19 protein-coding genes are annotated in these 22,067 nt (G+C 62.1%); 7 read left to right on the forward strand and 12 right to left on the reverse strand.

The window, feature by feature from the left end; translation table 11 throughout:
* Window positions 1-10 precede the first annotated feature (10 nt).
* The 7 genes from GR212_RS24970 to GR212_RS25000 all read right to left on the reverse strand — a co-directional run bounded on the left by GR212_RS24970 (window position 11) and on the right by GR212_RS25000 (window position 8,631).
* Window positions 11-988, reverse strand: a complete 978-nt coding sequence (locus GR212_RS24970) for an ABC transporter ATP-binding protein (protein ID WP_163990611.1) — start codon at window positions 986-988, stop codon at window positions 11-13.
* Window positions 985-1,968 carry an ABC transporter ATP-binding protein gene (locus GR212_RS24975; protein ID WP_163990612.1) on the reverse strand — a complete coding sequence of 328 codons (984 nt, stop codon included), beginning with the start codon at window positions 1,966-1,968 and terminating at the stop codon, window positions 985-987. Before GR212_RS24975 ends, GR212_RS24970 begins: the two co-directional genes overlap by 4 nt.
* On the reverse strand, window positions 1,961-3,451 hold the full coding sequence (locus GR212_RS24980) for an amidohydrolase family protein (protein WP_163990613.1): 1,491 nt from the start codon (window positions 3,449-3,451) through the stop codon (window positions 1,961-1,963). Before GR212_RS24980 ends, GR212_RS24975 begins: the two co-directional genes overlap by 8 nt.
* Complete coding sequence (locus GR212_RS24985) at window positions 3,451-4,644, reverse strand: amidohydrolase family protein (RefSeq protein ID WP_163990614.1); 1,194 nt, start codon at window positions 4,642-4,644, stop codon at window positions 3,451-3,453. Before GR212_RS24985 ends, GR212_RS24980 begins: the two co-directional genes overlap by 1 nt.
* Before the next feature lie 4 nt (window positions 4,645-4,648).
* On the reverse strand, window positions 4,649-5,602 hold the full coding sequence (locus GR212_RS24990; RefSeq protein ID WP_432444407.1) for an ABC transporter permease: 954 nt from the start codon (window positions 5,600-5,602) through the stop codon (window positions 4,649-4,651).
* A 26-nt stretch (window positions 5,603-5,628) separates the two neighbouring features.
* Complete coding sequence (locus GR212_RS24995; protein ID WP_163990616.1) at window positions 5,629-6,597, reverse strand: ABC transporter permease; 969 nt, start codon at window positions 6,595-6,597, stop codon at window positions 5,629-5,631.
* 468 nt (window positions 6,598-7,065) lie between these two features.
* On the reverse strand, window positions 7,066-8,631 hold the full coding sequence (locus GR212_RS25000; protein ID WP_163990617.1) for an ABC transporter substrate-binding protein: 1,566 nt from the start codon (window positions 8,629-8,631) through the stop codon (window positions 7,066-7,068).
* Window positions 8,632-8,791: 160 nt separating this feature from the next.
* Between GR212_RS25000 and GR212_RS25005 the strand changes: the two genes are divergently transcribed.
* Complete coding sequence (locus tag GR212_RS25005) at window positions 8,792-10,264, forward strand: amidohydrolase family protein (RefSeq protein ID WP_204326753.1); 1,473 nt, start codon at window positions 8,792-8,794, stop codon at window positions 10,262-10,264.
* A 103-nt stretch (window positions 10,265-10,367) separates the two neighbouring features.
* Here the strand turns inward: GR212_RS25005 and GR212_RS25010 are convergent, their stop codons facing one another.
* Window positions 10,368-11,066, reverse strand: a complete 699-nt coding sequence (locus GR212_RS25010; protein WP_163990619.1) for a GntR family transcriptional regulator — start codon at window positions 11,064-11,066, stop codon at window positions 10,368-10,370.
* A 200-nt stretch (window positions 11,067-11,266) separates the two neighbouring features.
* Between GR212_RS25010 and GR212_RS25015 the strand changes: the two genes are divergently transcribed.
* Window positions 11,267-11,740: a VOC family protein gene (locus GR212_RS25015; protein ID WP_163990621.1), complete on the forward strand. Its 474-nt coding sequence runs from the start codon at window positions 11,267-11,269 to the stop codon at window positions 11,738-11,740.
* A gap of 363 nt (window positions 11,741-12,103) precedes the next feature.
* On the opposite strand, the gene GR212_RS25020 is transcribed toward GR212_RS25015, so the two are convergent.
* Window positions 12,104-12,334, reverse strand: coding sequence for a hypothetical protein (locus tag GR212_RS25020; RefSeq protein ID WP_163990531.1), 231 nt, complete (start codon window positions 12,332-12,334; stop codon window positions 12,104-12,106).
* Between GR212_RS25020 and GR212_RS25025 the strand changes: the two genes are divergently transcribed.
* From GR212_RS25025 to GR212_RS25035, 3 genes are all read left to right on the forward strand, one after another.
* Complete coding sequence (locus GR212_RS25025) at window positions 12,312-13,433, forward strand: efflux RND transporter periplasmic adaptor subunit (protein ID WP_432444404.1); 1,122 nt, start codon at window positions 12,312-12,314, stop codon at window positions 13,431-13,433. The genes GR212_RS25020 and GR212_RS25025 overlap by 23 nt on opposite strands.
* A 9-nt stretch (window positions 13,434-13,442) precedes the next feature.
* Complete coding sequence (locus GR212_RS25030; protein WP_163990625.1) at window positions 13,443-16,517, forward strand: efflux RND transporter permease subunit; 3,075 nt, start codon at window positions 13,443-13,445, stop codon at window positions 16,515-16,517.
* 149 nt (window positions 16,518-16,666) lie between these two features.
* The gene (locus tag GR212_RS25035; RefSeq protein ID WP_163990627.1) at window positions 16,667-17,452 is read left to right on the forward strand and encodes a class I SAM-dependent methyltransferase; all 786 of its coding nucleotides are present in this window, start codon (window positions 16,667-16,669) and stop codon (window positions 17,450-17,452) included.
* Between the two features lie 60 nt (window positions 17,453-17,512).
* Here the strand turns inward: GR212_RS25035 and GR212_RS25040 are convergent, their stop codons facing one another.
* The gene (locus tag GR212_RS25040; protein WP_163990629.1) at window positions 17,513-18,736 is read right to left on the reverse strand and encodes an MFS transporter; all 1,224 of its coding nucleotides are present in this window, start codon (window positions 18,734-18,736) and stop codon (window positions 17,513-17,515) included.
* 135 nt (window positions 18,737-18,871) lie between these two features.
* Between GR212_RS25040 and GR212_RS25045 the strand changes: the two genes are divergently transcribed.
* Entirely contained in the window at window positions 18,872-19,474 is a 603-nt protein-coding gene (locus GR212_RS25045; protein WP_163990631.1) for a TetR/AcrR family transcriptional regulator, read from the forward strand.
* A 15-nt stretch (window positions 19,475-19,489) separates the two neighbouring features.
* On the opposite strand, the gene GR212_RS25050 is transcribed toward GR212_RS25045, so the two are convergent.
* Window positions 19,490-20,140 (reverse strand): glutathione S-transferase family protein, encoded by a 651-nt coding sequence (locus GR212_RS25050; RefSeq protein ID WP_163990633.1) that lies wholly within the window; start codon window positions 20,138-20,140, stop codon window positions 19,490-19,492.
* A gap of 127 nt (window positions 20,141-20,267) precedes the next feature.
* Entirely contained in the window at window positions 20,268-21,191 is a 924-nt protein-coding gene (locus tag GR212_RS25055) for a LysR family transcriptional regulator (RefSeq protein WP_163990829.1), read from the reverse strand.
* A 135-nt stretch (window positions 21,192-21,326) separates the two neighbouring features.
* Here GR212_RS25055 and GR212_RS25060 point away from each other — a divergent pair, with 135 nt between their 5' ends.
* Entirely contained in the window at window positions 21,327-22,040 is a 714-nt protein-coding gene (locus tag GR212_RS25060) for an SDR family NAD(P)-dependent oxidoreductase (protein ID WP_163990635.1), read from the forward strand.
* Window positions 22,041-22,067: the final 27 nt, after the last annotated feature.

Consider the following 22,067-nt stretch of genomic DNA (forward strand, 5'->3'; position numbering starts at 1 on the left):
GCCTTGGACATCAATCGGTAGCCGCCAGATGGCAGGCTATGCGCGTCCCGTTCGACAAAGTCCGCACCTCGGGCACTTCCGCCGAGCATCTGATCGTCGCCAGCGGGCATCGCGGATGGAAGGTGCAACCCGAAGGCGGCTTGAGCGGGCTCGGCACTTCGCCGCCGGCCAGCTCGTGATCGCGCTTCGGCGCATCGATGTTCGGGATGGTGGCCAGCAGCAACTGCGTATAGGGGTGGCGCGGTCGGGCGAAAAGCGCCTCGGTCTCTCCCTCCTCGACAATCCGGCCCAGATACATCACCGCGATACGATCCGACATGTGGCGGACCACGCTCATGTCGTGGCTGATGAAGAGGTAGGTCAGGCCGAGTTCGTCCTGCAGGCGGCGCATGAGGTTCAGCACCTGCGCCTGCACGGAGACGTCGAGCGCCGAGGTGGGCTCGTCGCAGACGAGGAATTCCGGCTCGCTGGCAAGCGCCCGGGCAATGGAGATGCGCTGGCGCTGCCCGCCGGAAAACTCATGCGGGAATTTCTCGCCGTCGGAGACTGAAAGCCCGACCGTCAGCAGCAACTCCTCGACGCGCTCCGTGATTTTGGCGGCGCTGTCACGCAGCTTCAACTCGCGCAGAGGCTCGGCGATGATGTTCTTTACCCGCCAGCGCGGATTGAGCGACGCATAGGGGTCCTGAAAGATCATCTGGGCGGAAAGCGGTGCGCCGCTGCGCCCGAGTGCAAACCGGATTTCGCCGCTTGTCGGCTTGTAGAGGCCGGTGACGAGCCGCGCCACGGTGGATTTGCCGCAGCCGCTTTCCCCGACGATGCTGAGACAGCCGCCGGCCGGCACCGCAAAGCTGATGTCGTTGACCGCCTGAAGAAACTGACGCTGTTTGCGTTCCACCACGCGGTTGAGCCAGGGGGCGGAGACGTCGAAGGTCTTGACCAGCCCATCGACCGCCAGGGCGGGCGTTTTTTCGGAAGATACAGTCATGCGGTGCCTCCCGCGTTGAGCCAGCAGGCGCTTGCGCCGTCGGCGGCCATGATCAGTTCCGGCCGCTCGCGCAGACAGCGCGGCCCGGCGGATTTGCACCGGGGATTGAAAGCGCAGCCATCGGGAATGGCGTCCAGTCGAGGCATCGAACCATCGATCTGGTTCAGCTTTTCGACGCGTGCGCCGAGCGAGGGGATCGAGGCCATGAGGCCCTGCGTATAGGGATGGCGCGGCGCGTGCAGCACCTGCTGCACCTGGCCGATCTCGATGAGCCGGCCCGCATACATGACGGCCACGCGGTCCGCGGCTTCGGCAATCACGCCCATGTCGTGCGTGACCAGCATCACGGCTGCCTGTTTTTCCTTGCAGAGCCGCCGAAGCAGCGAAATGATCTGCGCCTGGATCGAGACGTCGAGCGCGGTCGTCGGCTCGTCCGCGATAATCAGCTTGGGTGAGGCCGCAAGCGCAAGCGCGATGACGACGCGCTGGCGCATGCCGCCGGAAAACTGATGCGGATAGTGGCTTGCCCGCTCGTCCGCCGAAGGGATGCCGACATCCCGCAGCAGCTGGATGGCGCGCGCCCGGGCCTCGGCCTTGCCGAGCGGCAGATGCTGACGGATTGTCTCCGTCAGCTGCGCGCCCACCGTGAAGAGCGGGTTCAGCGACGTCAGCGGATCCTGGAAGATCGCGCCGATTTCGCGGCCGCGAATATGTTCCATGGACCGGTCGTCCAGCGTATCGATCCGCCTCTTGCCGAGCCAGATCTCGCCGCCGGCGATGCGCCCCGGACGCTCCAGCAAACCCTGGATGGCAAGCCCGGTCATCGATTTGCCCGCGCCGGATTCGCCGACGACCCCGAGGATTTCGCCCGGGCGGATGGACAGGCTGACATCCGAAAGCGCCGTGACCGTGCCGCGGCGGTTCGGAAACTCCACCTTGAGGTTTCGGACGTCGATGACCGGTTCCTGCGCCTCAACCATTGTCTGCCTCGATCGGATAGCTGGGCTGGAAGATTTCGGAAACGGGCGGATGGTTCCAGCTGCGCTCGGGATATTTGGCGACAAGCCCGTCATACTGCGCCTGTGCCTGCTCCCGCGCCTTTTCCATGTCGAAATTCGCCAATTGGCGGTCCAGCATCGAGAGGCGGCCATCGACGAAGACGGCACGCGTCACCTTGCCGGAGCCGCCCGTTACCAGCGTGGTGATCGGATCGACGGACGGAGCCATGATCGTATCGTCGAGGCTGAAGACGGCGATGTCGGCGCGGGCACCCGGCGACAGATGCCCGAGATCGGAGCGGCCGAGCGCGCGAGCGCCGCCCAGCGTTGCCGCATCGAAGAGATCGGCGCTGCGCACCCGATCGGGTGCGCGATCATTGATGCGGCAGGTGATGAGCCCGACCAGCAGGTTCATCAGCATGTCGGGCGGCGTCGTGTCCGTGCCCATGGCGATGTTGATGCCACGTTCGCGGCAACTGGAGAAGGAATGGAGCGTCGAGCCGCTGCGCGCCGAAACAAGGGGACAATGGATGATGGAAACGCCGTGCTCGGCGTAAAGGCGGAGATCGTCTGACGTCGCGTTCGTGGCGTGCGGCGCGATGAGCCGCTCGCTCAACAGATTGTTCCTTGCCAGCCAGACAGGCGCCGTCGAACCATGCAGCATGTGCACGGTGTCGACTTCCATCGTGCCTTGCGCCATGTGCAGGCGGAACTTGCAGTCGAGATCGCGCGCGGCGGCATCGGTGCGCTGCAGAAGGGCGAGCGTCGAGGTCTCGACCCGATCGGGCGCGAGCATGCCGCGCACCAGGTCCCCATGCCTGCCGTTCTGCCGCTCGATATAGGCGATCGCATCGTTCAGGCCCTGAAATCCACGCTCTTCGTCGAAGACAGGCACCATCTTGCCCGGAGCTTCCAGAACCATGCCGCCGGAACGATAGGCCGGGCTGAGATAGACGCGCAGGCCAAGGTCGCCGGCCGCATCGGCTGCCGCATCGAACTCGGCGACGGTTTCGCCCCATTCGCGATAGAACAGCGACGCAATCGGCGCGGCAGTCGTAATGCCGTTCAACAGGAGCTGGCCGAAGGCGAAGCGCTTCTGGAACGCCAGCTCCTCCTGGCTGTACATTTCATAAGGGCCGGCTTCCACATAGGAACGTGGCCAGACGCGGCCCTTGGCCCAGCCTGGATGATTGTCGATGCCGAGTGCCGTCGTGTCGAGGTCGGACAAGGCATCGAGATCGATCAGGCCGGGGCTGATCAGCGCATTGCCGAAATCGATGCGGCGAGCCACCTTGCCCGGAAAATTGTGCCCGACGAACAGAATGGCTCCATCCTCGAACACGACCTGGCCGTCGCGCAGCAGCGTGTGGCTGCCATTCTTGTGGCCGACCACCCAGCTTGCCGTGATCAGGGTGCGCCCGTCCGGGCGACGGCCGAGAGAGAGATCTGCAAAATGTTGCGTCATTATGGCATCTCCACCACAGCCTGTCCCTGACGGGCCACGACGCGGCCGCGCTTGACGACCAGCGGACGCGTGGCGATATCGACCACGGCGTGGGCGAGCGTCTGACCGGCCAGCAGCGTGAAATCGGCGTCGTTGCCAACCTTCAGGCCATAATTCTTCAGCTCCATGACGTCGGCGCCGCCTTGCGAGACGATGTGCAGAACATGTTCCAGATCGCGATCCGAGCGCAGGCCGTTCTTCATGCCGATGACCTGGGCGCGGTCCAGCATGTCGGGATGACCCCACGGACCCCAGGTGTCGCGGATGCCGTCGCAACCGCCGCCAACGCGGACGCCGGCTTCCTTGAGGCGCATGATCGAAGGCACGGCTGCCGAAGGTGCGCCGGTCGTGAGGATCGCGACATCGAGTTTCGCGATCTCGTCGATCAGCTTGCCGACGCGCAGGTAGTCGTTCATGCCGAGCGCGAAGGCATGGCTGATGGCGACCTTGCCCTGCATGCCGTTGGCGCGGATGCGCTCGAACATCATCTCCATCGTGAAGGCGCCGAGTTCACCGGCCTCATGCAGGTGAATGTCGATCGGGACACCGTGCTTGGTGGCAAGGGCGAACAGGATATCGAGCTGACCCTTGGGATCGCGGTCGATGCCGCAGGGATCGATCCCGCCCAGCACTTCGCAGCCCTGACGCAAGGCTTCGTCGAGCAGTTCCACCGTGCCCGGCATGACCATGACGCCGGATTGCGGGAAGGCGACGATCTCGATGTCGATGATGCCGTCAAGTTTCTCGCGCGTTTCCCAGACGCCTTCCACCAGGCGCAGGCCATGTGTCGGGTCGATGTCGACATGGCTGCGGATATGGCTGGCGCCGTGCGCCGCCAGCCCGATGGCGTGGCGCATGGACTGGCGATGCGGGTCGATACCGATTTCCAGACGATGCTCGCGCTCGAAATCGATGCGTTCGCGCAGCACGGCGGCGCGGTTGTTCACATGCCAGGGCATACCCCAGGTCGTCTTGTCGAGATGGGTATGCGCGTCGATCAGACCGGGCGCCACGATGGCGTTGCTGCCATCCTCGACGGCCATGCCGGGCTCGGCTTCGAAGGTGCCGAAACCGGCAATCTTTCCGTCGCGGATCAGAATATCGCAAGTTTCGCCCGCCATGGGCCGGACATTACGCAGCAGAAGATTGTTCATGAACTTACCTCAGTTTCGGATTGAGCGCGTCGCGCAGCCAGTCGCCGAGCAGGTTGACGGCAACGACGAGCAGGCAGAGCTGAATGACGGGGAACAGCACGATCCACCACGAGCCGGAAAACAGGAACTGGTTGCCGATGCGGATGAGCGTGCCGAGTGAAGGTTGGCTCGGCGGCATGCCGATGCCAAGGAAGGACAGTGTTGCCTCGGTGAGGATCGCCATGCCGAAGTTGAGCGTCGCCGCGACCATGATCGGCGTCAGCGTATTGGGCAGGATGTGCTTGGCCATGATGCGCCGCGCCGGCACCCCGATCAGCCTTGCCGCCTGCACATAGTCCTTGCCGCTTTCGACGATCGCCTGCGCGCGGACCGTGCGGGCATACTGCACCCAGCTCGAGAGCGCGATCGCGAAGACGAGCACGGCCGACGCGCCGATCTCGCGCAGGCTCTCCGGCAGCATCTGCCGCACGACGGTCGATACCAGAATGGCGACGAGAATGGTCGGGATGGAGAGCATGACATCGCCGATACGCATCAGCATATTGTCGATGAAGCCGCCGAAGAAGCCGGCGACGAGGCCGGCGACCATGCCGATCACCAGCGACAGCACGACCGAGGCAAGGCCGATGACGATGGAAATGCGTGTGCCGTAAAGAATGGCCGACAGCATGTCCCGACCTTGGGTATCGGTGCCGAGCAGATAGGGCATCTCGCCTCCATCATGCCAGATCGGCGGCAGTTCGGCCTTCCACATGTCGAGCTGCGCGCCGTCATAGGGGTTTTGTGGCGCAATCAGGGAGGCGAGGACCGCGGTCAGAATCAGGATCGCGAGCACCGTCGCGCCGATGATTGCCGCCTTGCTGTGCGTGAAGGACCACCAGAGGTCGCTGTTGCGGAGCCGCTTGAAGAGCGGCGGACGCTTGGGCTTTTCCTGTTTCGAAATTTCCGACAGTTCCATGGTCATCGACCGGCTCCTGGTTTCGATCAGCGTGCGGTGCGCAGGCGGGGATCGATCACCGCATAGGCGATGTCCACCAACGTGTTGAGAACGACAAAGATGAAGGAGATGATGCAGAGATAGGCCGCCATCACCGGGATATCGAGGAAGGTGACGGCCTGGATGAAGAGCATACCCATGCCCGGCCACTGGAACACCGTTTCGGTAATCAGCGCAAAGGCGATCAGCGATCCGACATTCATCGCCGTCATGGTGACGACGGGCATCAGACAGTTGCGCAGGGCATGACGAAAATAGATGCGCCAGCGCGGAATGCCGCGGGCGCGGGCGAACTTCACATAGTCGGAACGCAGCACTTCGAGCATTTCGGCGCGTACAAGACGCATGACCAGCGTGATCTGATAGAGCGAAAGCGCGATCGACGGCAGGATCAGCGCCGCACGGCCCGTCTGCGTGAGGAAGCCTGTGGACCACCAGCCGATCTGCACCACGTCGCCACGCCCGAAGGCGGGCAGCCAGCCCATGGTGACCGAGAAGGCGAGGATGAGCAAGATGCCGACGACGAAGCTCGGCAGGGATACGCCGATGATGGACAGAAACTGCAGTCCCTCCGTGTACCACTTGCCGCGCTTGATGGCCGTCAGCACACCAAGCGGAATGCCGAGCACCAGGGAAATCAGCGTTGCGACGAAGACAAGCTCCAGCGTGGCGGGGAAGCGCTCGGCGATCAGCGGCAAGACCTTCTGGCCATTGCGATAGGAAACGCCGAAATTGCCCTCGGCCGCATTGACGACGAAGCGGATGTATTGTGTCGGCAGGCTGTCGTTGAGGCCCAGCCGCTCCCGCAGCGCCGCGCGATCTTGCTGGGACGTCTGTTCGCCGACCATCAATTCGACCGGATCGCCGGCGAGCCGGAAGATCAGGAAGGCCAGCAGCGCGACGGCAAGCATCACCAGGATCGCATTCCCGAGGCGCTTGATGATGAAAACCAGCATGAGACCCTCTCGGCTTCGTCCGGTCATTCGGCAACTGCGCGAAGGACCCGGCGGAATTCATTCGATGGAATGAAGAAGAACGGCTGCAGCGGCGCGCGCGCAAATGGCGCATTCCATGTCGCTTCAAACTGCCAAAGCCGGCAGCCACTGCGACACGAGCATCGCTCGCTGCAGGCAAACCTCCCTCGCTCCCTGTGCCGCCATTAACGCAGATATCTCGAAGTTGTCAACGCGATTGTCGACAATATTGATTGCCGAGACCCTATGATCGGGTTTTCCACCGGTGGGTCGATCACCTGTCATCGCGCGCGACTTATGAACTCGGGGCGTACGGCCGCGGCGAGGAATCCCGAGTGCTCGTGACTGCGAAGATCGTGCCGGAGCGGAGGAGGGCACCTCACGAAAAAGAGCGCTTCGCAAGCCTTGCAAAGCGCTCCGTCTTCCTTCGATGTTGCTGGCGGACAGCTGTTATTCAGCCATCTGCGTCAACCAGAGGCGCGGCTTGTTGTCGGCCCGAAAATCGATGCTCTTGACCTTGTTCAGCACCGCCCAGGCGATGGGCTGCTGATGCAGGGGAACGAGCATGACCTGGTCCTTGGCGATCTTGAGCGCCTGCCCTTCCAGGGCCAGGCGCTTGTCGTTGTCCGGTTCCTGGGCCGCCTGCGCCACCAGCTTGTCGAGGTCGGGATTCGACCAGCTGCCGTAGTTGGAGACGCCCATGGCGCCGTTGCGCGTCGACAGGACCTGCGAGAGCAGCGAATAGGCATCGAGCGTCGGCTCGTTGGCCCAGCTGAGATTGAAGACATCGGCCTTGCCGTTGCTGCGCTTGGATGTCTGAACGGCGCGGGGAGCGATGTCGATGCTCGGCTGGAAGCCGCCGCGCTTCAGCATATTGGCGACGCCCGAGCAGATATCCTCCTCGTTGACGCTCTCGTCGTTCATGCACATGTAGGTGAAGGCGAGGTTCTTCTGGCCGGCTTCATCCAACAGCTTCTGGGCCAACTTGGGATCGGCCTGCTGGTAGGTATCGAGGGCCTTGTCGTAGCCGGGCAGTTCCGGCGCGATCAGCGAGCCGGACGGCCGTGCCAGGCCACGCATCACCTTCTTGTTGATCAGATCGCGATCGAGGGAGGCCTCGACGGCCTGGCGCACGCGCAAGTCATTGAAAGGATTGGGGCGTCCATCCTCCAGTTTTTCCTTGCGGTTGAAGGCGATGAACACGGTCCGCAGTTCCGTGCGCTTCTTCACGGTCACGTTGGGCGTGGATTCCAGGCGCGGCAGATCCTGAACGGGTGCGGAATCGATGAAGTCGATCTCGCCGGAGAGCAGCGCGGCGACACGGGTGGCGGCCGAGGCGATCGGCACGAATTCGATCCGGTCGAGATTGTGCTTTTTCTGATCCCACCATCCGGGATTGGCAACCAGCACCGTCTTGCTGTCGGGCACGCGGCTCTCAAGCTTGAACGGCCCGGTGCCGTTGGTATGCATCGTCGTATAGCCCTCGACCTTCGAGGCGATGTCGGTGGGCTTTTCGCTGTTGTTGTCCTTCAGCCATTTGGCATTGAACACGAAAATATTGGTGATGTCGTTCAGGAACAACGACGTGGGCGCGGACACCTCGATATCGACGGTGTAGTCGTCGACTTTCTGAATGCCGACATAGAGCGGAATGTTGCCGCGCAGCGGCGAGGTCGGATCCGATGCACGCTTGAAGGACGCCACCACGTCGTCGGCGGTGAAGTCCGCGCCGTCGTGGAACTTCACGCCCTTGCGCAGGGTGAAGCGCCAGTGCTTGTTGTCGATCAGCTTCCATTCGGTGGCGAGCGCCGGCTCGATCTTGAAGTTCGGATCATAGCGAACCAGCCCCTCGTAGATATGGTTGAGGAAGGCGAGGTTCGACGTCGACGGGACCGAATCGGGATCCAGCGAATAGATGTCGGACCGGCTGCCCCAGCGCAACGTGGCGGCATCGGCCGGCGCCGCAATGGCGGCCGCGGCCAGCGCGGCAATGATGATCTTTCTGAAATGAAGCATTGTGCCCCTCCCTCCGTTATTCGATGGGGCTCGCCCCAATTTGGTCGGGAGTATCGATGTGACGCATCCTATTGTCAAATAAATTGTTGACAATTATCGTACCCAAAATTCGCGCAGATCGGCGCCACTTCGAACTGCGGACACAGAGGAGGGAAGTGTGATGGGTTTACTGCTGGTGCATGGAACGATCGTCACCGTCGACAAAGAGCGTCGTATCATCGAAGACGGAGCGCTGGCGATATCGGCCGATCGCATCGTCGACATCGGCACTGCCGCGGAACTGATGCCGCGTCATTCGGACAAGAAAGTGATCGATTGCCGCGGAAAGATGATTATCCCCGGCCTGATCGACGCCCATGGTCACGCCGGCCACACGTTGATCCGCAGCATCGCCGCCGACACCAATGCCATGTGGATGCGCGTGGTCACGCCGACCTATTATCACTACGTCACGCGCGATTTCTGGTATGCCGACGGGCTGGTATCCGGGCTCGAGCGGCTGCGCGCCGGCGTGACGACGGGAGCGAGCATCATCACCTCGATGCCCCGCAGCGACGACCCCGTCTTTGCCATCAATCATGCGCGCGCCTACAACGAGCTTGGCCTGCGCGAGATCGTCTGCGTCGGTCCATCGGGCCTGCCATGGCCGCATCCTGTCACCCGATGGGAAAGCGGCAAGCCCGAACGCCGCCATATCGCTTTCGAAGAGATGATCGAAGGTTCCGAAGCCGTCATCGATGCGCTGCACGGCAGCGCTGAAGGCCGCATCAGCGTGTTCCTGACCCCGTTCACCATCGTCCCTTCGGTCGAGCCGTCCAATGCCTCGACGCCGGATCAGGCGGTCAATCTGACGGACGATGATCGCATGCAGGCGCGTCGCGTTCGGGAAACCGCCCGCAAATGGAATGTCCGCATCCATTCCGACGCGTTTGCCGGGCAGATCCGCATGGCGTTTCAGGACAAGGAGAACGCTCTTCTCGGGCCCGACGTCCATCTGCAGCATTGCTGGGGAATCTCGCACGAGGAGATGGATATCCTGGCCGAGACCGGAACGCATGTCACCCATGCGCCACCCGGTCGCTCCACCCCGATCCTGGAGATGATGTCGAGAGGCATTCCGTTGGCCATCACCTCGGATGGCGTTTCTCCAAGCCGGCATTTCGACATGTTCCAGACCGCCAGGCTCGCCCAATCGACACAGCACATCCTGCACAACCACGATCGCTATCTGCTGCCGCCGGGCAAGATCTTCGAGATGATTACCATCGATGCGGCGAAGGTTATCGGCATGGAGCATGAAATCGGATCGCTCGAGGTCGGCAAGAAGGCGGACATAGCGATCATCGACATGCGCAAGCCGCATCTGATGCCCAATTGGATGCCGATCCACCGCCTCATCCACCAGGTCCTGGGAAGCGACGTCGATACCGTGATCGTTGACGGCAAAGTGCTGATGGAGGCCGGCAAGGTGCTGACCGCGGACGTCGAAGCGGCGCTCGCTTTCGGCCAGCGCGAAGCGCTTGCCCTCGTCGAACGCGCCGGACTGCAAGCCCATATGCATGATCCGGGCTGGGGAAAGCTGCAGCGCACCTTCGCCGAACCGGTGCATCCCCCGCAACCGCCGGACTGCTGAATACGGCCGACCGGGGCTCCCGGAGCGGGGGCATCCAATATTGATTGTAGAATTGGGAGAGGCCCTTGTCGGCCTCTCGTTCCACCCAGCCGGGATGTGGTTTTCAGAGGAAGGCTTTGACCCGCTCCCAGGCCGCCGACAGGTGCAGTTCGATAATGTTCGAAAGGCGTTCCGCATCTCGTGCTTCGAGCGCGGCGATCATCTCTTCATGCTCCACGATCGCCTTGGCCCAGTTCTCTTCGCCCTCGTGCCCGACGAAACGCACCCGCTTCAGGCGGCCCTGCAGCATGCCGTGGGTGTAGGCCAGCGGCTCGTTGTCGGAAAGCGCCACGATGGCTGAGTGAATGTTCTGGTTCAGCTTGTAATATTCCATGCGTCGGCGCTCGCGATAATAGGCCAGCATCTGGTCGTGGAGGGAGCGAATATGGGCAATTTGCCCGTCGGTCGCACGCTCGCAGGCAATGCGGCCCGCCAGACTCTCAAGGGTCTTGAGGACGAGCAACATGTCCTTGATGTCCTTGGCATGAAACTGGCGTACGACCGCACCGCGGGTCGGAATGAGTTCCACCAAGCCTTCGCTTGCGAGGAATTTGATCGCCTCGCGCAACGGGGTGCGCGACACGCCGAGCCGTTGGCCCATCTGGGTTTCATGAATGCGCGAACCCGGCGGCAGCTCTCCCTCGATAATCATGTCGCGCAAGCGGTTGACGACGGCGTCATGAAGGGACATGCGGGCAATCGGGCCGGTTTCGCTCCCCAACGCGCTCGCCGTGCTCGAAACCGGGTCGGAGCCTGCAGCCATGTCCATCCCCTAGCTTTTGAAAGTCATGCCTTGACCGAGGACGTACCTTTTCCACCTGCGACTGTCCAGCCCTGGATCATAGGCGAAGAAATCCACGCTCGCGGTTGATGTCGGAAATGGCTCCCCCCGGGGTGGAGAAAGGCGAATCGTCTCCTATGTCAGCTAGGAGATCGGAGTTGGAGAGGAAGAGGAGCCGCGCGATGGCAAAGAACACGATCTGCCTGTGGTACGACAAGGATGCCGAGGCGGCCGCCAAATTCTATGTCGAAACCTTTCCGGACAGCGCGATGGGTGCCGTCATTCGCGCGCCGGGAAACTATCCGGAAGGGAAGCAGGGTGACGTTCTGGTCGTCGAATTCACCGTTGCGGGCGTTCCCTGCGTCGGCCTGAACGGCGGCCCCGTATTCAAGCACAACGAAGCCTTTTCGTTTCAGATCTCGACCGAAGACCAGGAAGAGACCGACCGCTACTGGAACGCCGTTGTCGGCAATGGCGGCCAGGAAAGCGAGTGCGGCTGGTGCAAGGACAGATGGGGCGTGTCCTGGCAGATCACGCCACGCATACTGATGGAAGCGCTTGCAATCGGTGGAGACGAGGCCAAGCGTGCCTTCGATGCGATGATGACCATGAAGAAGATCGATGTCGCAGCGATCGAAGCCGCCCGGCGCGGTTGAGGCGGCGTCATTATCGCCACGATTTTACAGAGCGGCCGAACAACATCCGGAGGTCGAGGAAACCGCCGGAACCTCGAAGCGAGGTTGACCGCCCCCGAAGATCGCCAGGCCCGGCAGCACACCGCCGCGAATTTGGGATCACGGCCGTTTCGGTACTATTGTTGCCTTGATTCAGGACTTTATTAAATATGGCTCGGACATAGCAAAGCTGCTATCTTGGGTCGGATCTTACAACTCGTGCTTATCAGAAGTAGAGGCGCGCGAATGACGTTTGACTGGTCCGGTTTGTAGAAGATGGCCGCCCTGGACGCCGCCAGCTTTATTCATGGCGAAGTCAACGCCGCTTTCGGCGGACGGAAAGCTTTATTCCATACCGGCCTCCAGGACGAAAGCGCTCGCGCTGACAATCCCTATCCCGATCGATTTCCGTGCTGGCTTTGGTTGCAGGCGCCGCTGTGTTTGCGGCCGGGTCAGCACGACGAGGGTTCCGTGATCCCAGCCGGAGCCGGTGGCATCAGAATTCCCAACGACCTGTTCCCGAAGAGTAGAGTTACCAGTCATGATAAAACGCATGATCATCATGCTGATCGTCATAGGCCTGATCCTGGGCGGGATTTTCGGCTTCCAGGCATTCAAGAACCGTATGATCGCCGCTTATCTGGCTAACCTCAAGGCGCCACCGCAGACGGTCTCGACCATGACCGCGGCGACCAGTCCGTGGCAGACGACGCTGTTGTCCGTCGGCAGCTTCAATGCAGTCGAGGGGTCGAACCTCTCGGCCCAGGTTCAGGGCATCGTCCAGAAGATCGGCTTTGAGGACGGTCAGGATGTCAAGAAGGGCGATCTCATCGTGCAGTTGCTCGCCGATCAGCAGGTCGCGACGCTGCAGCAGTATCAGGCATCGGCAGCGAACGCGCAGATCGCTTACGAACGCGATTCCAGGCTGATCAAGGCCAACACCATCGCGCAGAGCCAGGTCGACAGCGATCTCGCCGCGTGGAAAGCCGCGCAGGCGCAGGTCGCATCGCAACAGGCATTGATCGACCAGTATTCGATCCGCGCGCCTTTCGATGGGCACCTCGGCATCAGGCTGGTCAGCCTCGGCCAATATCTGGCGGCCGGAACCGCGGTGGTCACCCTGCAGTCGCTCGACCCGATCCAGTTCGATTTCTCGCTGCCGCAGCAGGCCCTGTCGCAACTGAAGGTCGGGCAGGCGGTCACGGCCACGGTCGATGCCTATGGAAGCCAGACTTTCAGCGGCAAGATTACGGCAATCAGCCCGCTGGTGGACACCGAGAGCCGCAATATCACGATACGGGCAACATTCGAAAATCCCGACCGCAAGCTCCTGCCCGGCATGTTCGGCAATGTCTCCGTCGTGGTCGGCGAGCCGAAAGACTATATCGCCCTGCCGCAAACCGCCGTCACCATCAATCCCTATGGCAATGTCGTCTATGTGGTGACCGACAAGGGCGGCGGATCGGACGGAAAGCCGCAGCTCGTCGCCAGCCAGAAATTCGTGACCACCGGCGAGGCGCGGGGTGATCAGATCGCCGTCACCAAGGGATTGAACGTCGGGGAGGTGGTGGTGACCTCGGGTCAACTGAAACTGAACAACGGCTCGCCGGTCATCATCAACAATGACGCGCAGCCGTCGAACGATCCCAATGCAAATCCGGCAAACCCCAACTGAGGTGTGGCGATGAACATCACCGACATCTTCATCCGGCGCCCCGTCCTGGCCCTCGTGGTCAGCGCGTTGATTATCGTCATCGGCTACCAGTCGTTCCGCACGCTGACGGTGCGCCAATATCCGCAGACCCAGAATGCCGTCGTCACGGTGACGACGACCTATCCGGGCGCGGCCCCCGACGTCATCGCCGGCTTCATCACGACGCCGCTCGAAAACGCCATCGCCCAGGCCAACGGCATCGACTACATGACCTCGTCGAGCACCAGCGGCACATCGACGATCACAGTCAACCTGCGCCTCAACTATAGTGCGGACGCGGCGATGACGGAGATCAACGCCAAGGTCTCTTCAGTTCTCAATCAATTGCCGACGGGCACGCAACAGCCGATCATGTCGGTTTCCATCGGCCAGACGATCGATGCGATGTATATCGGCTTCCGCAGCGACGTTCTGGCCGGCAACCAGATCACCGACTACCTGACCCGTGTGGTCCAGCCCAAATTGCAGGCCGTCACCGGTGTCCAGACGGCCGAAATCCTCGGCGGCAGAACCTTCGCATTGAGAGCCTGGCTGAAACCCGACAAGCTTGCCGCCTATGGATTGACCGCGGGCGACGTGTGGACGGCACTCGGCAACAACAACTACATTTCGGGTATCGGCACGACACGCGGCCAGATGACCCAGACGGTCCTGACGGCGCGGACCGACCTGCATTCGGCCGACGAGTTCAAGGAGCTGGTGGTCAAGCAGATCGGCACCACCATCGTTCGCTTGAAGGACGTCGCCAGCGTTGCACTCGGTTCGCAGAACAATGACGTCCAGGTCGGGTTCGATGCGCAGACCGGCGTCTTCATCGGCATCCAGATCGCGCCGACGGCCAATCTTCTCGACGTGATCGCCGGCGTGCGTGCGGTATTCCCGGATATTCAGGCGCAGCTGCCGCAGGGGCTCGAGGGCTATATCGTCTACGATTCCAGCACCTTCGTCACGACGTCGATCGACGAGGTCGTGAAGAGCCTGGTCGAGGCTCTGGCGATCGTGATCTTCGTGGTGTTCGCGTTTCTCGGCTCGCCTCGCTCGGTGGCCATCCCCATCGTCGCCATACCGCTGTCGCTGGTCGGCACGTTCGCCATGATGTTGATCCTCGGCTTCTCCATCAATCTTCTGACCTTGCTCGCCTTGGTGCTGGCGATCGGCCTCGTGGTCGACGACGCCATCATCGTGGTGGAAAACGTCAACCGTCACATCGAGGAAGGGTCGCCGCCGATGCAAGCGGCTTTGGCGGCCGCGCATGAGCTGGTCGGGCCGATCCTCGCCATGACGGTTGTGCTTATCGCCGTCTATGTCCCGATCGGCTTCCAGGGCGGTTTGACCGGCGCTCTATTCACGGAGTTCGCCTTTACGCTCGTCGGCGCCGTGACCGTTTCCATGATCATTGCGCTCACGCTGACGCCGATGATGTGCTCGCGCATCCTGAAGCCGCATCTGACCGATCGCAGCGGCTGGGAGGAGCGCGTCTCGGATTTCATCGATCGCCGCTTCTCGGAGATTCACCGACCCTATGTGCGCATGCTGCATGGCAGCCTGAACACCGTGCCGGTGACACTAGTGTTTGCCGCAATCGTTCTCGGCAGCATCTATTTCCTCTATACGAGCGCCAAGAACGAGCTGGCTCCGAATGAGGACCAGGGCTTTCTCGCCGCGCAGGTCACCAACGCTCCCAACGCGACACTTGAGCAGAAGCTGCTCAATTCCGATCAGGTCACCAAGACCTTCCGCAGCTTCCCCGAGGCCGACAAGACCCTGCAGGTCGAGGCGCCCGGCACATCGTTCGAAGGCATGGTGCTGAAGCCGTGGAACGAGCGCACGAGGACGGCCAACGATCTGCAGCCATTGGTGCAGGCGGATCTGGCCAAGATCGCCGGCGGGCAGGCGGTGGTCTTCCAGATACCGCCGTTGCCCGGCGCCAGCGGCTTGCCGGTGCAGTTCGCCATCGGCAGCACCGGCGGCTTCGGCCAGCTCAACGACGTCTCCAATACCTTCCTGCAGGAAGCGCAGAAATCCGGCGAGTTCATTTTCCTGACGAAGGATCTCTACGTCGACAATCCGCAATATTCGATAGCGATCGACCGCAGCAAGGCATCGATGCTGGGCCTGTCCATGAACAATGTCGGCGGGGCGCTCGCCGCGATGCTGGGGGGCGGCTACGTCAATTATTTCAGTATCGACAACCGCTCCTACCAGGTCATCCCGCAGGTGGAGCAGCGCTCGCGCCAGACGATCGATCAGATCATGAATTATCCGATCGCAAGCGTGAACGGCTCGAAGATCCCGCTTTCGGCGATCGCGACGGCGAAACTCGAGGCGACCCCGCGCTCCGTCGCGCATTTCCAGCAATTGAACTCCGCGACCATCTCTGGCGTGCCAGCGCCGGGCGTTGCGGTTGGCGATGCCCTGGAGACACTGAAATCGATCGCGGCGCGCACGCTGCCGCAGGGCTATACGGTCGATTACGGCGGCCAGTCGCGCCAGTTCGTGCAGGAATCGAGCGGCATGGCCACCACCTTCGCGCTTGCCTTGATTATCGTCTTCCTGGCGCTGTCCGCCCAGTTCAACAGCTTCCGCGACCCGCTGATCATCCTCGTCTCCGTGCCGATGTCGATCGCAGGCGCGCTCGCCTTCATCAGCCTCGGCGTCGGCGGCGCGACGATGAACATTTATACGCAGGTCGGTCTGGTGACGCTGATGGGGCTGATCAGCAAGCACGGCATCCTGATCGTCGAGGTGGCGAATACGCTGCAGGCATCCGGAAAGTCCAAGCGCGAGGCGATCGAGGGCGCCTGCGGCATCCGCCTGCGCCCGATCCTGATGACGACCGGGGCCATGGTCCTGGGTGTGGTGCCGCTGATCCTGGCGACGGGTGCCGGCGCGGCCGCGCGTTTCAACATGGGTCTGGTGATCGCCGCCGGGCTCGCCATCGGTACGTTGTTTACGCTCTTCGTCGTGCCCGCAGTCTACATGTTGCTCGCGGCGGACCATCACAAGCAGGCTGCGCCCGAAGCGGAACCGGCGCCCGCGCATTGAGTGGAGCCGGTTTTGAAAATATTGCTGCACAAGCCGGTCGACGGCGCGACAGGCCAGCGCTCGCCGGCCCGTCATCCCGACACGGCCTTTCAATCCTGCTTCACCCTCTCTATAGCTCTTCGTTCGATGATACAGGCAGGAGGATGGTCATGGACGCGAGTAACGTCGCCGCTCATTGGGAAAGCAATGCCGAAACCTGGACGATTTACAGCCGTGCGGGCTACGACAGATATCGCGATGCCTTGAACACGCCGGCGTTTCTCGAAATGCTGCCGCCGGTCGCCGGCCTGAAGGGGCTTGACCTCGGCTGCGGCGAGGGCACCAATACCCGGGCCGTGGCGCGCCTCGGTGCTCGCATGACCGGGCTCGATATCGCGCCGACTTTCGTCCGCCACGCCCGCGATACGGAAGCGCAGGATCCGCTCGGCATCGACTATGTTCTGGGGGACGGCCAGTTCATCGATTTTCCCGATGCCAGTTTCGACTTCGTCACCGCCTTCATGTCGCTGATGGATATGGCGGATCAGCAAGGGGTGCTGAAGGGCGTAGAGCGCATTCTCCGGCCCCGGGGCTTCCTGCAGTTTTCCATTCTGCATCCCTGCTTCGTGCCGCCGACGCGCAAGAACATACGCAACGAGACCGGCGAAGCGGTCGCGGTTCAAATCGCCGACTATTTCGACGAAACGGACGGACGGATCGAGCGCTGGCTGTTTTCGACCATTCCGGCCGAGCAGCGCGCAGGGCTGACGCCATTCTCCATTCCGCGTTTCCATAGAACGCTGACCAGCTGGGTAAGCATGATCGTCGGCGCCGGTCTCGCCATCGAGGCCTTTGGCGAGCCGATGGCAAGCAGCGAAGTGGCCCTTGCCGAGCCGGTGGTCGCCGATACCCGCATCGCCCCGATCTTTCTGCACATCAGGGCCCGCAAGCCCTGACGTAAAGTGTCATTCCTCATTGCTTTTCGATGCGGATGAAAAGGCTGCAGACCGGCCGGTTCATTCCGCAGCCTGCGTGAGGGATGCCTTATCCGATGCGCGCTCGCCGGACAGGCTTGCCTGCCCCAGAGCGACGATCAGGACCGTCGCTAGGCTTGCCATGACGGAGACCCAGAAACCATTCGCCGGGCCGAAATTGTCGACCACCCAGCCGGAGGCGAAGGCGCCGAGCGCCATGCCGATACCGATGCCGGTCATGACCCAGGTCACGCCCTCGGTCAGCATCGTTTCCGGCACACGACGCTCGATCAGCCCGAAGGCGGTAATGAAGGTCGGTGAGATCGCGACGCCGCTGAGGAAAACGGCAAAGGCCAGCAGCGCGACCGATGTGCCCGCCACAAGAAGCGGCAGAGCGGTGAGGGCAAGGATGCTGACGGCAATCAGCAGCTGCCGCTGCAGCGGCAGTTTCGGGTTCAGCGCTCCGATGACCAGACCGACGACGAAGGAGCCAAGAGCATAGACGCCGATGACGAAGCTTGCTGCCCCCGGCTGGCCGAGCTGCTTGGTGATGGCAACGGCACTGACTTCCGCCGTGGCGAAGGTGGCGCCAACAAAGATCAGGGCAAGCGTGATGATCTGCACCGGGCGAAGGCGGATCGCTGAGCGCTGGGGAACGTCGGAATCGAATGCGCGCACCTCGGGCTCCGTCGACCGTTGCAGCAGGAAAGCGGTTGTCCCGAGCGCGAGGAAGATCGTGCTCACGATCATACCTGCTTCCGGAAAGAGGGAGACGGCAAGGCCGACCGAAAGGGAAGCGCCGGCGATGTAGACGAGTTCGTCGGCCGCGGATTCGAACGCGAAGGCGGTGTTCAATTCAGGCCTGTTGCGGAAGATCTCCGTCCAGCGAGCGCGTACCATCGCCGGTATGCTCGGCATTGCGGCGGAGAGGAGGGCGGAGGCAAACAGCGTCCAGGCCGGCCAGCCCTGGTTGGCAGCGATGACGAGGACGGCGAAGGCGATGACCGAGACGAAGGTGGCGGGCGCCACGACCGCACGTTGGCCAAACCGGTCTACGAGCCGTGATATCTGCGGCGAAACAACGGCATTGGCCAAGGCGAAGGTCGCCGAGACGGCGCCCGCAAGCCAATATTCGCCGCGTGTCTGGGACAACATGGCGACGATGCCGATAGGGGCCATCGCAATAGGGAGACGGGCGAAAAACGCGGCGGCCGAAAAGCCTTTGGCACCCGGAGCACGGAAAATCTCACTGTATGGATTGGGCATCGGAATATTCCCTGGATTGGGTAGGATCACCATATGCATACGAGACGTATGTGAATGAGATAATTGCATACGTCGCGTATGTCAACTAGTATGCCGGGTGCATGTGAATTGACGGATGCCGCTAACGGACGAACGATGCGCAAACCTCGCAGTGAAATGATTGCCGAAACACGAGCCAAGCTGCTGACTGCCGGCCGCAAGGCATTCGGAAGCGTCGGCTATGCCGAAGCGTCCATGGATGACTTTACTGCCACCGCCGGGCTGACACGCGGTGCACTTTATCATCACTTTGGCGATAAGAAGGGGCTCCTTCAAGCTGTGGTCAGCGAGATCGATGCGGAGATGGCCGCAAGGCTTTGTTCGATCTCGTCCCGGGCACCGTCGCGCTGGCAGGGTTTCGTCGACGAAAATGTCGGCTATGTGCAGATGGCCCTCGAACCGGAAATCCAGCGCATCATGTTTCGCGACGGACCGGCCGTGCTTGGCGACCCTTCAGGATGGCCGAGCGCCAATGGCTGCATCTCCACGGTGGCGCAAAGCCTTCGCGACCTTCGTGAGGAGGGCACCATTGTCGACATAGACCCGGAGGCCGGCGCCCGCCTCATCAATGCGGCAAGCAGCATCGCCGCGCAGTGGATCGCCAATTCAGACGATCCGGAAGCGACGTCGAAACGGGCAGTCGAGACGTTCCGTACCTTCCTTGAAGGGCTTCTGGTCGGGAAGCCCGATCGCGGTTGAGGCCGACAGCGGCGATCATTCGGTCGATGCAGCAACGAAAACCGCCAGCTGAGCGGCGAAAGCGCGTTTGTATGCGGGCCGGGCTTCACCCCGGGCGACATAGGCGGAGAGGTTCCGGTATTCGTCCAATATCCCGGATGCTTTCAATCGAAGCAGCACCGATACCATCAGAAGGTCGCCGGCACTGAACCAGCCGTCCAGCCACTCGGCATCGCCGAGACGATTGGAAAGCTCGCCCAGCCGCGTGCGGACGCGCTCCTCGACGAGGGGCCGGCGCTGCTCGTACCAACTCTCGACACCCTCGACGAGCTTGGCGATTGCGAGATCGACGATCGGCTGCTCCACCGTGGTAAGTGCGGCAAACATCCACATGATCGCACGCGCCCGGGCACTCACATCATCCGGCAACAGGCCTGCATGGTGCTCGGCGATATGAAGCACGATGGCTCCGGACTCGAACAGGGCAAGATCGCCCTCTTCATAGGTTGGAATCTGCCCGAAGGGATGAAGCGCAAGATGTGCAGGCTCTTTCATCGCCTTGAACGAAAGCAGACGAACGTCATAAGGCTGCCCGACCTCTTCCAGCGCCCAACGAACGCGCATGTCGCGCGCCAGGCCCCTGCCGCGATCAGGCGACTGTTCAAAGGCAGTCAGAGTAATCGTCATCGTCGCTCTCCATGGCTGGTCTATCCTGAAGACGGCCGGCGAAACGAGATTCCGACACGCCCGCTCGAATATTCCTGCGCTCGGCAACGGCCAGCCCGGATACATGGCGGCCATGTGCCCGATCACGTCATGGATAGGTGGCCCGGCACACCTGCGCGACGATGCTGCGCAGCCAGCGATGAGCCGGATCGGCGTCGGCGCGCGGATGCCATATTGCGGCAACCTGTATTTCCGGCGTCTTGAACGGCAGTTCGAAACTGCGAATGCCGAATTCCGCCACCGGCTCGTTCACCTTGTTCTTTCCGAGGCAGGAGATGGGGACGGCCGCGACCAGATCCGTCGAGGCGGCAATTCTCATCGCATCCGGGAACCCCGGCACCACGACACGGATTTCCCGCTTCAGACCCATCGTCTCCAATGTGTCGTCGATCGCTTCGGCAAACTCTCCCCTTCTGGACGCGACGACATGGCTGCAGGCAGCATAGCGCTCGGTCGTCACCGCCTTGCCGGACAGCAGCGGATGCCCCTCCCGCGCCACTCCCACCAATCGATCGCGAAACAGAAGCCGCGTTCTCAATTCGGGCGCGGGAACACCGAGGACGCCGATTTCCAGATCGATCAACCCCTCCCGAAGCATGTGGGGTTCCTTGTCCGGCTTGAGAGCGAAGCGAAGGCGAACATGCGGTGCGGCCCTGGTCACGGCCGATACGAGGGGTGCCGACAACAGCTCGAGAAACGCCTCGCTGACGCGGATCGAAAAGGTCGTTTCCAGCGTGGCGATATCGAGTTCGCTCGCAGCGGGCCGCAAGAGAGCCCGCGCATCCTCGGTCACGGCATGCACACGCTCCCGCAGGCTCTCGGCAAAACGTGTCGGCACCAGCGAGCGGCCGGCCCTGACGAGAAGCGGGTCGCCCGTCACGGACCGCAGCCGCGACAGGGTGCGGCTCATGGCGGAGGGGCTGAGCCCCAGCCGCTTTGCCGCTTCCGTCACGCTCTCTTCGGCAAGAAGAACGTCAAGCGCGACGAGAAGATTGAGATCGATGTCTTCCATGGTGAGTTGGTAGATCAAATCAGCCGATGCGCCTAGCGTCAGACGCAACTATTCTTTGCATTCTGTGCGTCTGGCGAAATCCGCGTACAGCTTTCATATTCACCACACAGCAAACAAGCAGAGGAGGCATCCAGCATGCCGTCACCGAATTCCACCACCGCCGGCAGCATATTGATCATCGGCGCATCCCGAGGGCTCGGCCATGCCATGGCGGAAGAATTCTTCAAGAAAGGCTGGTCCGTCGTCGGCACGGTGCGGGCCTCGTCAGCGCGGACGAAGCTGCACGAACTGGCCGACGATTCCGATGGGCAGGTCACGATCGAAACACTGGATATCAATGAGCCCGCGCAGCTTGCATCGCTGCGCGAGCGTCTGGCTGGCCGGGTCTTCGATATCCTGTTCGTCAATGCCGGAACAACGAACGTTCCGACCGAGACGATCGCCGAGGTGACGACCGATGAGTTTATCCGCGTGATGGTGACGAACGCGCTCAGTCCGATGCGAACCGTCGAGGGGCTGCAGGACCTCGTCTCGCCGACAGGTCTGATCGGCGTCATGTCGTCGGGGCAGGGCAGTGTCGCCAACAATACGACGGGCATGAGGGAAGTCTATCGCGGCAGCAAGGCCGCCCTGAACACGCTGATGCGCAGCTATGCCGCCCGGCATGCCGGGGATGCGCGTGCGCTGGTGCTCATGGCTCCGGGCTGGGTGAAGACCGATATGGGCGGCCCGGATGGCAAGCTTACCATCGAGGAGAGCGTTCCGAACCTGGTGAACGTGCTTCTCGGTCAGCGGGGAAGCACCGGCCTGCAATATCTGGACTATCTGGGCCGAACGGTTCCATGGTAACCGGTCCACGAGACGCGTCGCCTTCAT

This window comes from Martinezella lusitana, from assembly GCF_010668395.1.
Lineage (GTDB): Bacteria > Pseudomonadota > Alphaproteobacteria > Rhizobiales > Rhizobiaceae > Rhizobium > Rhizobium lusitanum_A.

What these genes read in the sequence shown, in the direction of transcription:
- GR212_RS24970 (WP_163990611.1), bottom strand. Translation starts at nt 988, where the DNA reads ATGACTGTATCTTCCGAAAAAACGCCCGCCCTGGCGGTCGATGGGCTG.
- GR212_RS24975 (WP_163990612.1), bottom strand. Translation starts at nt 1,968, where the DNA reads ATGGTTGAGGCGCAGGAACCGGTCATCGACGTCCGAAACCTCAAGGTG.
- GR212_RS24980 (WP_163990613.1), bottom strand. Translation starts at nt 3,451, where the DNA reads ATGACGCAACATTTTGCAGATCTCTCTCTCGGCCGTCGCCCGGACGGG.
- GR212_RS24985 (WP_163990614.1), bottom strand. Translation starts at nt 4,644, where the DNA reads ATGAACAATCTTCTGCTGCGTAATGTCCGGCCCATGGCGGGCGAAACT.
- GR212_RS24990 (WP_432444407.1), bottom strand. Translation starts at nt 5,602, where the DNA reads ATGGAACTGTCGGAAATTTCGAAACAGGAAAAGCCCAAGCGTCCGCCG.
- GR212_RS24995 (WP_163990616.1), bottom strand. Translation starts at nt 6,597, where the DNA reads ATGCTGGTTTTCATCATCAAGCGCCTCGGGAATGCGATCCTGGTGATG.
- GR212_RS25000 (WP_163990617.1), bottom strand. Translation starts at nt 8,631, where the DNA reads ATGCTTCATTTCAGAAAGATCATCATTGCCGCGCTGGCCGCGGCCGCC.
- GR212_RS25005 (WP_204326753.1), top strand. Translation starts at nt 8,792, where the DNA reads ATGGGTTTACTGCTGGTGCATGGAACGATCGTCACCGTCGACAAAGAG.
- GR212_RS25010 (WP_163990619.1), bottom strand. Translation starts at nt 11,066, where the DNA reads ATGGCTGCAGGCTCCGACCCGGTTTCGAGCACGGCGAGCGCGTTGGGG.
- GR212_RS25015 (WP_163990621.1), top strand. Translation starts at nt 11,267, where the DNA reads ATGGCAAAGAACACGATCTGCCTGTGGTACGACAAGGATGCCGAGGCG.
- GR212_RS25025 (WP_432444404.1), top strand. Translation starts at nt 12,312, where the DNA reads ATGATCATCATGCTGATCGTCATAGGCCTGATCCTGGGCGGGATTTTC.
- GR212_RS25020 (WP_163990531.1), bottom strand. Translation starts at nt 12,334, where the DNA reads ATGACGATCAGCATGATGATCATGCGTTTTATCATGACTGGTAACTCT.
- GR212_RS25030 (WP_163990625.1), top strand. Translation starts at nt 13,443, where the DNA reads ATGAACATCACCGACATCTTCATCCGGCGCCCCGTCCTGGCCCTCGTG.
- GR212_RS25035 (WP_163990627.1), top strand. Translation starts at nt 16,667, where the DNA reads ATGGACGCGAGTAACGTCGCCGCTCATTGGGAAAGCAATGCCGAAACC.
- GR212_RS25040 (WP_163990629.1), bottom strand. Translation starts at nt 18,736, where the DNA reads ATGCCCAATCCATACAGTGAGATTTTCCGTGCTCCGGGTGCCAAAGGC.
- GR212_RS25045 (WP_163990631.1), top strand. Translation starts at nt 18,872, where the DNA reads ATGCGCAAACCTCGCAGTGAAATGATTGCCGAAACACGAGCCAAGCTG.
- GR212_RS25050 (WP_163990633.1), bottom strand. Translation starts at nt 20,140, where the DNA reads ATGACGATTACTCTGACTGCCTTTGAACAGTCGCCTGATCGCGGCAGG.
- GR212_RS25055 (WP_163990829.1), bottom strand. Translation starts at nt 21,191, where the DNA reads ATGGAAGACATCGATCTCAATCTTCTCGTCGCGCTTGACGTTCTTCTT.
- GR212_RS25060 (WP_163990635.1), top strand. Translation starts at nt 21,327, where the DNA reads ATGCCGTCACCGAATTCCACCACCGCCGGCAGCATATTGATCATCGGC.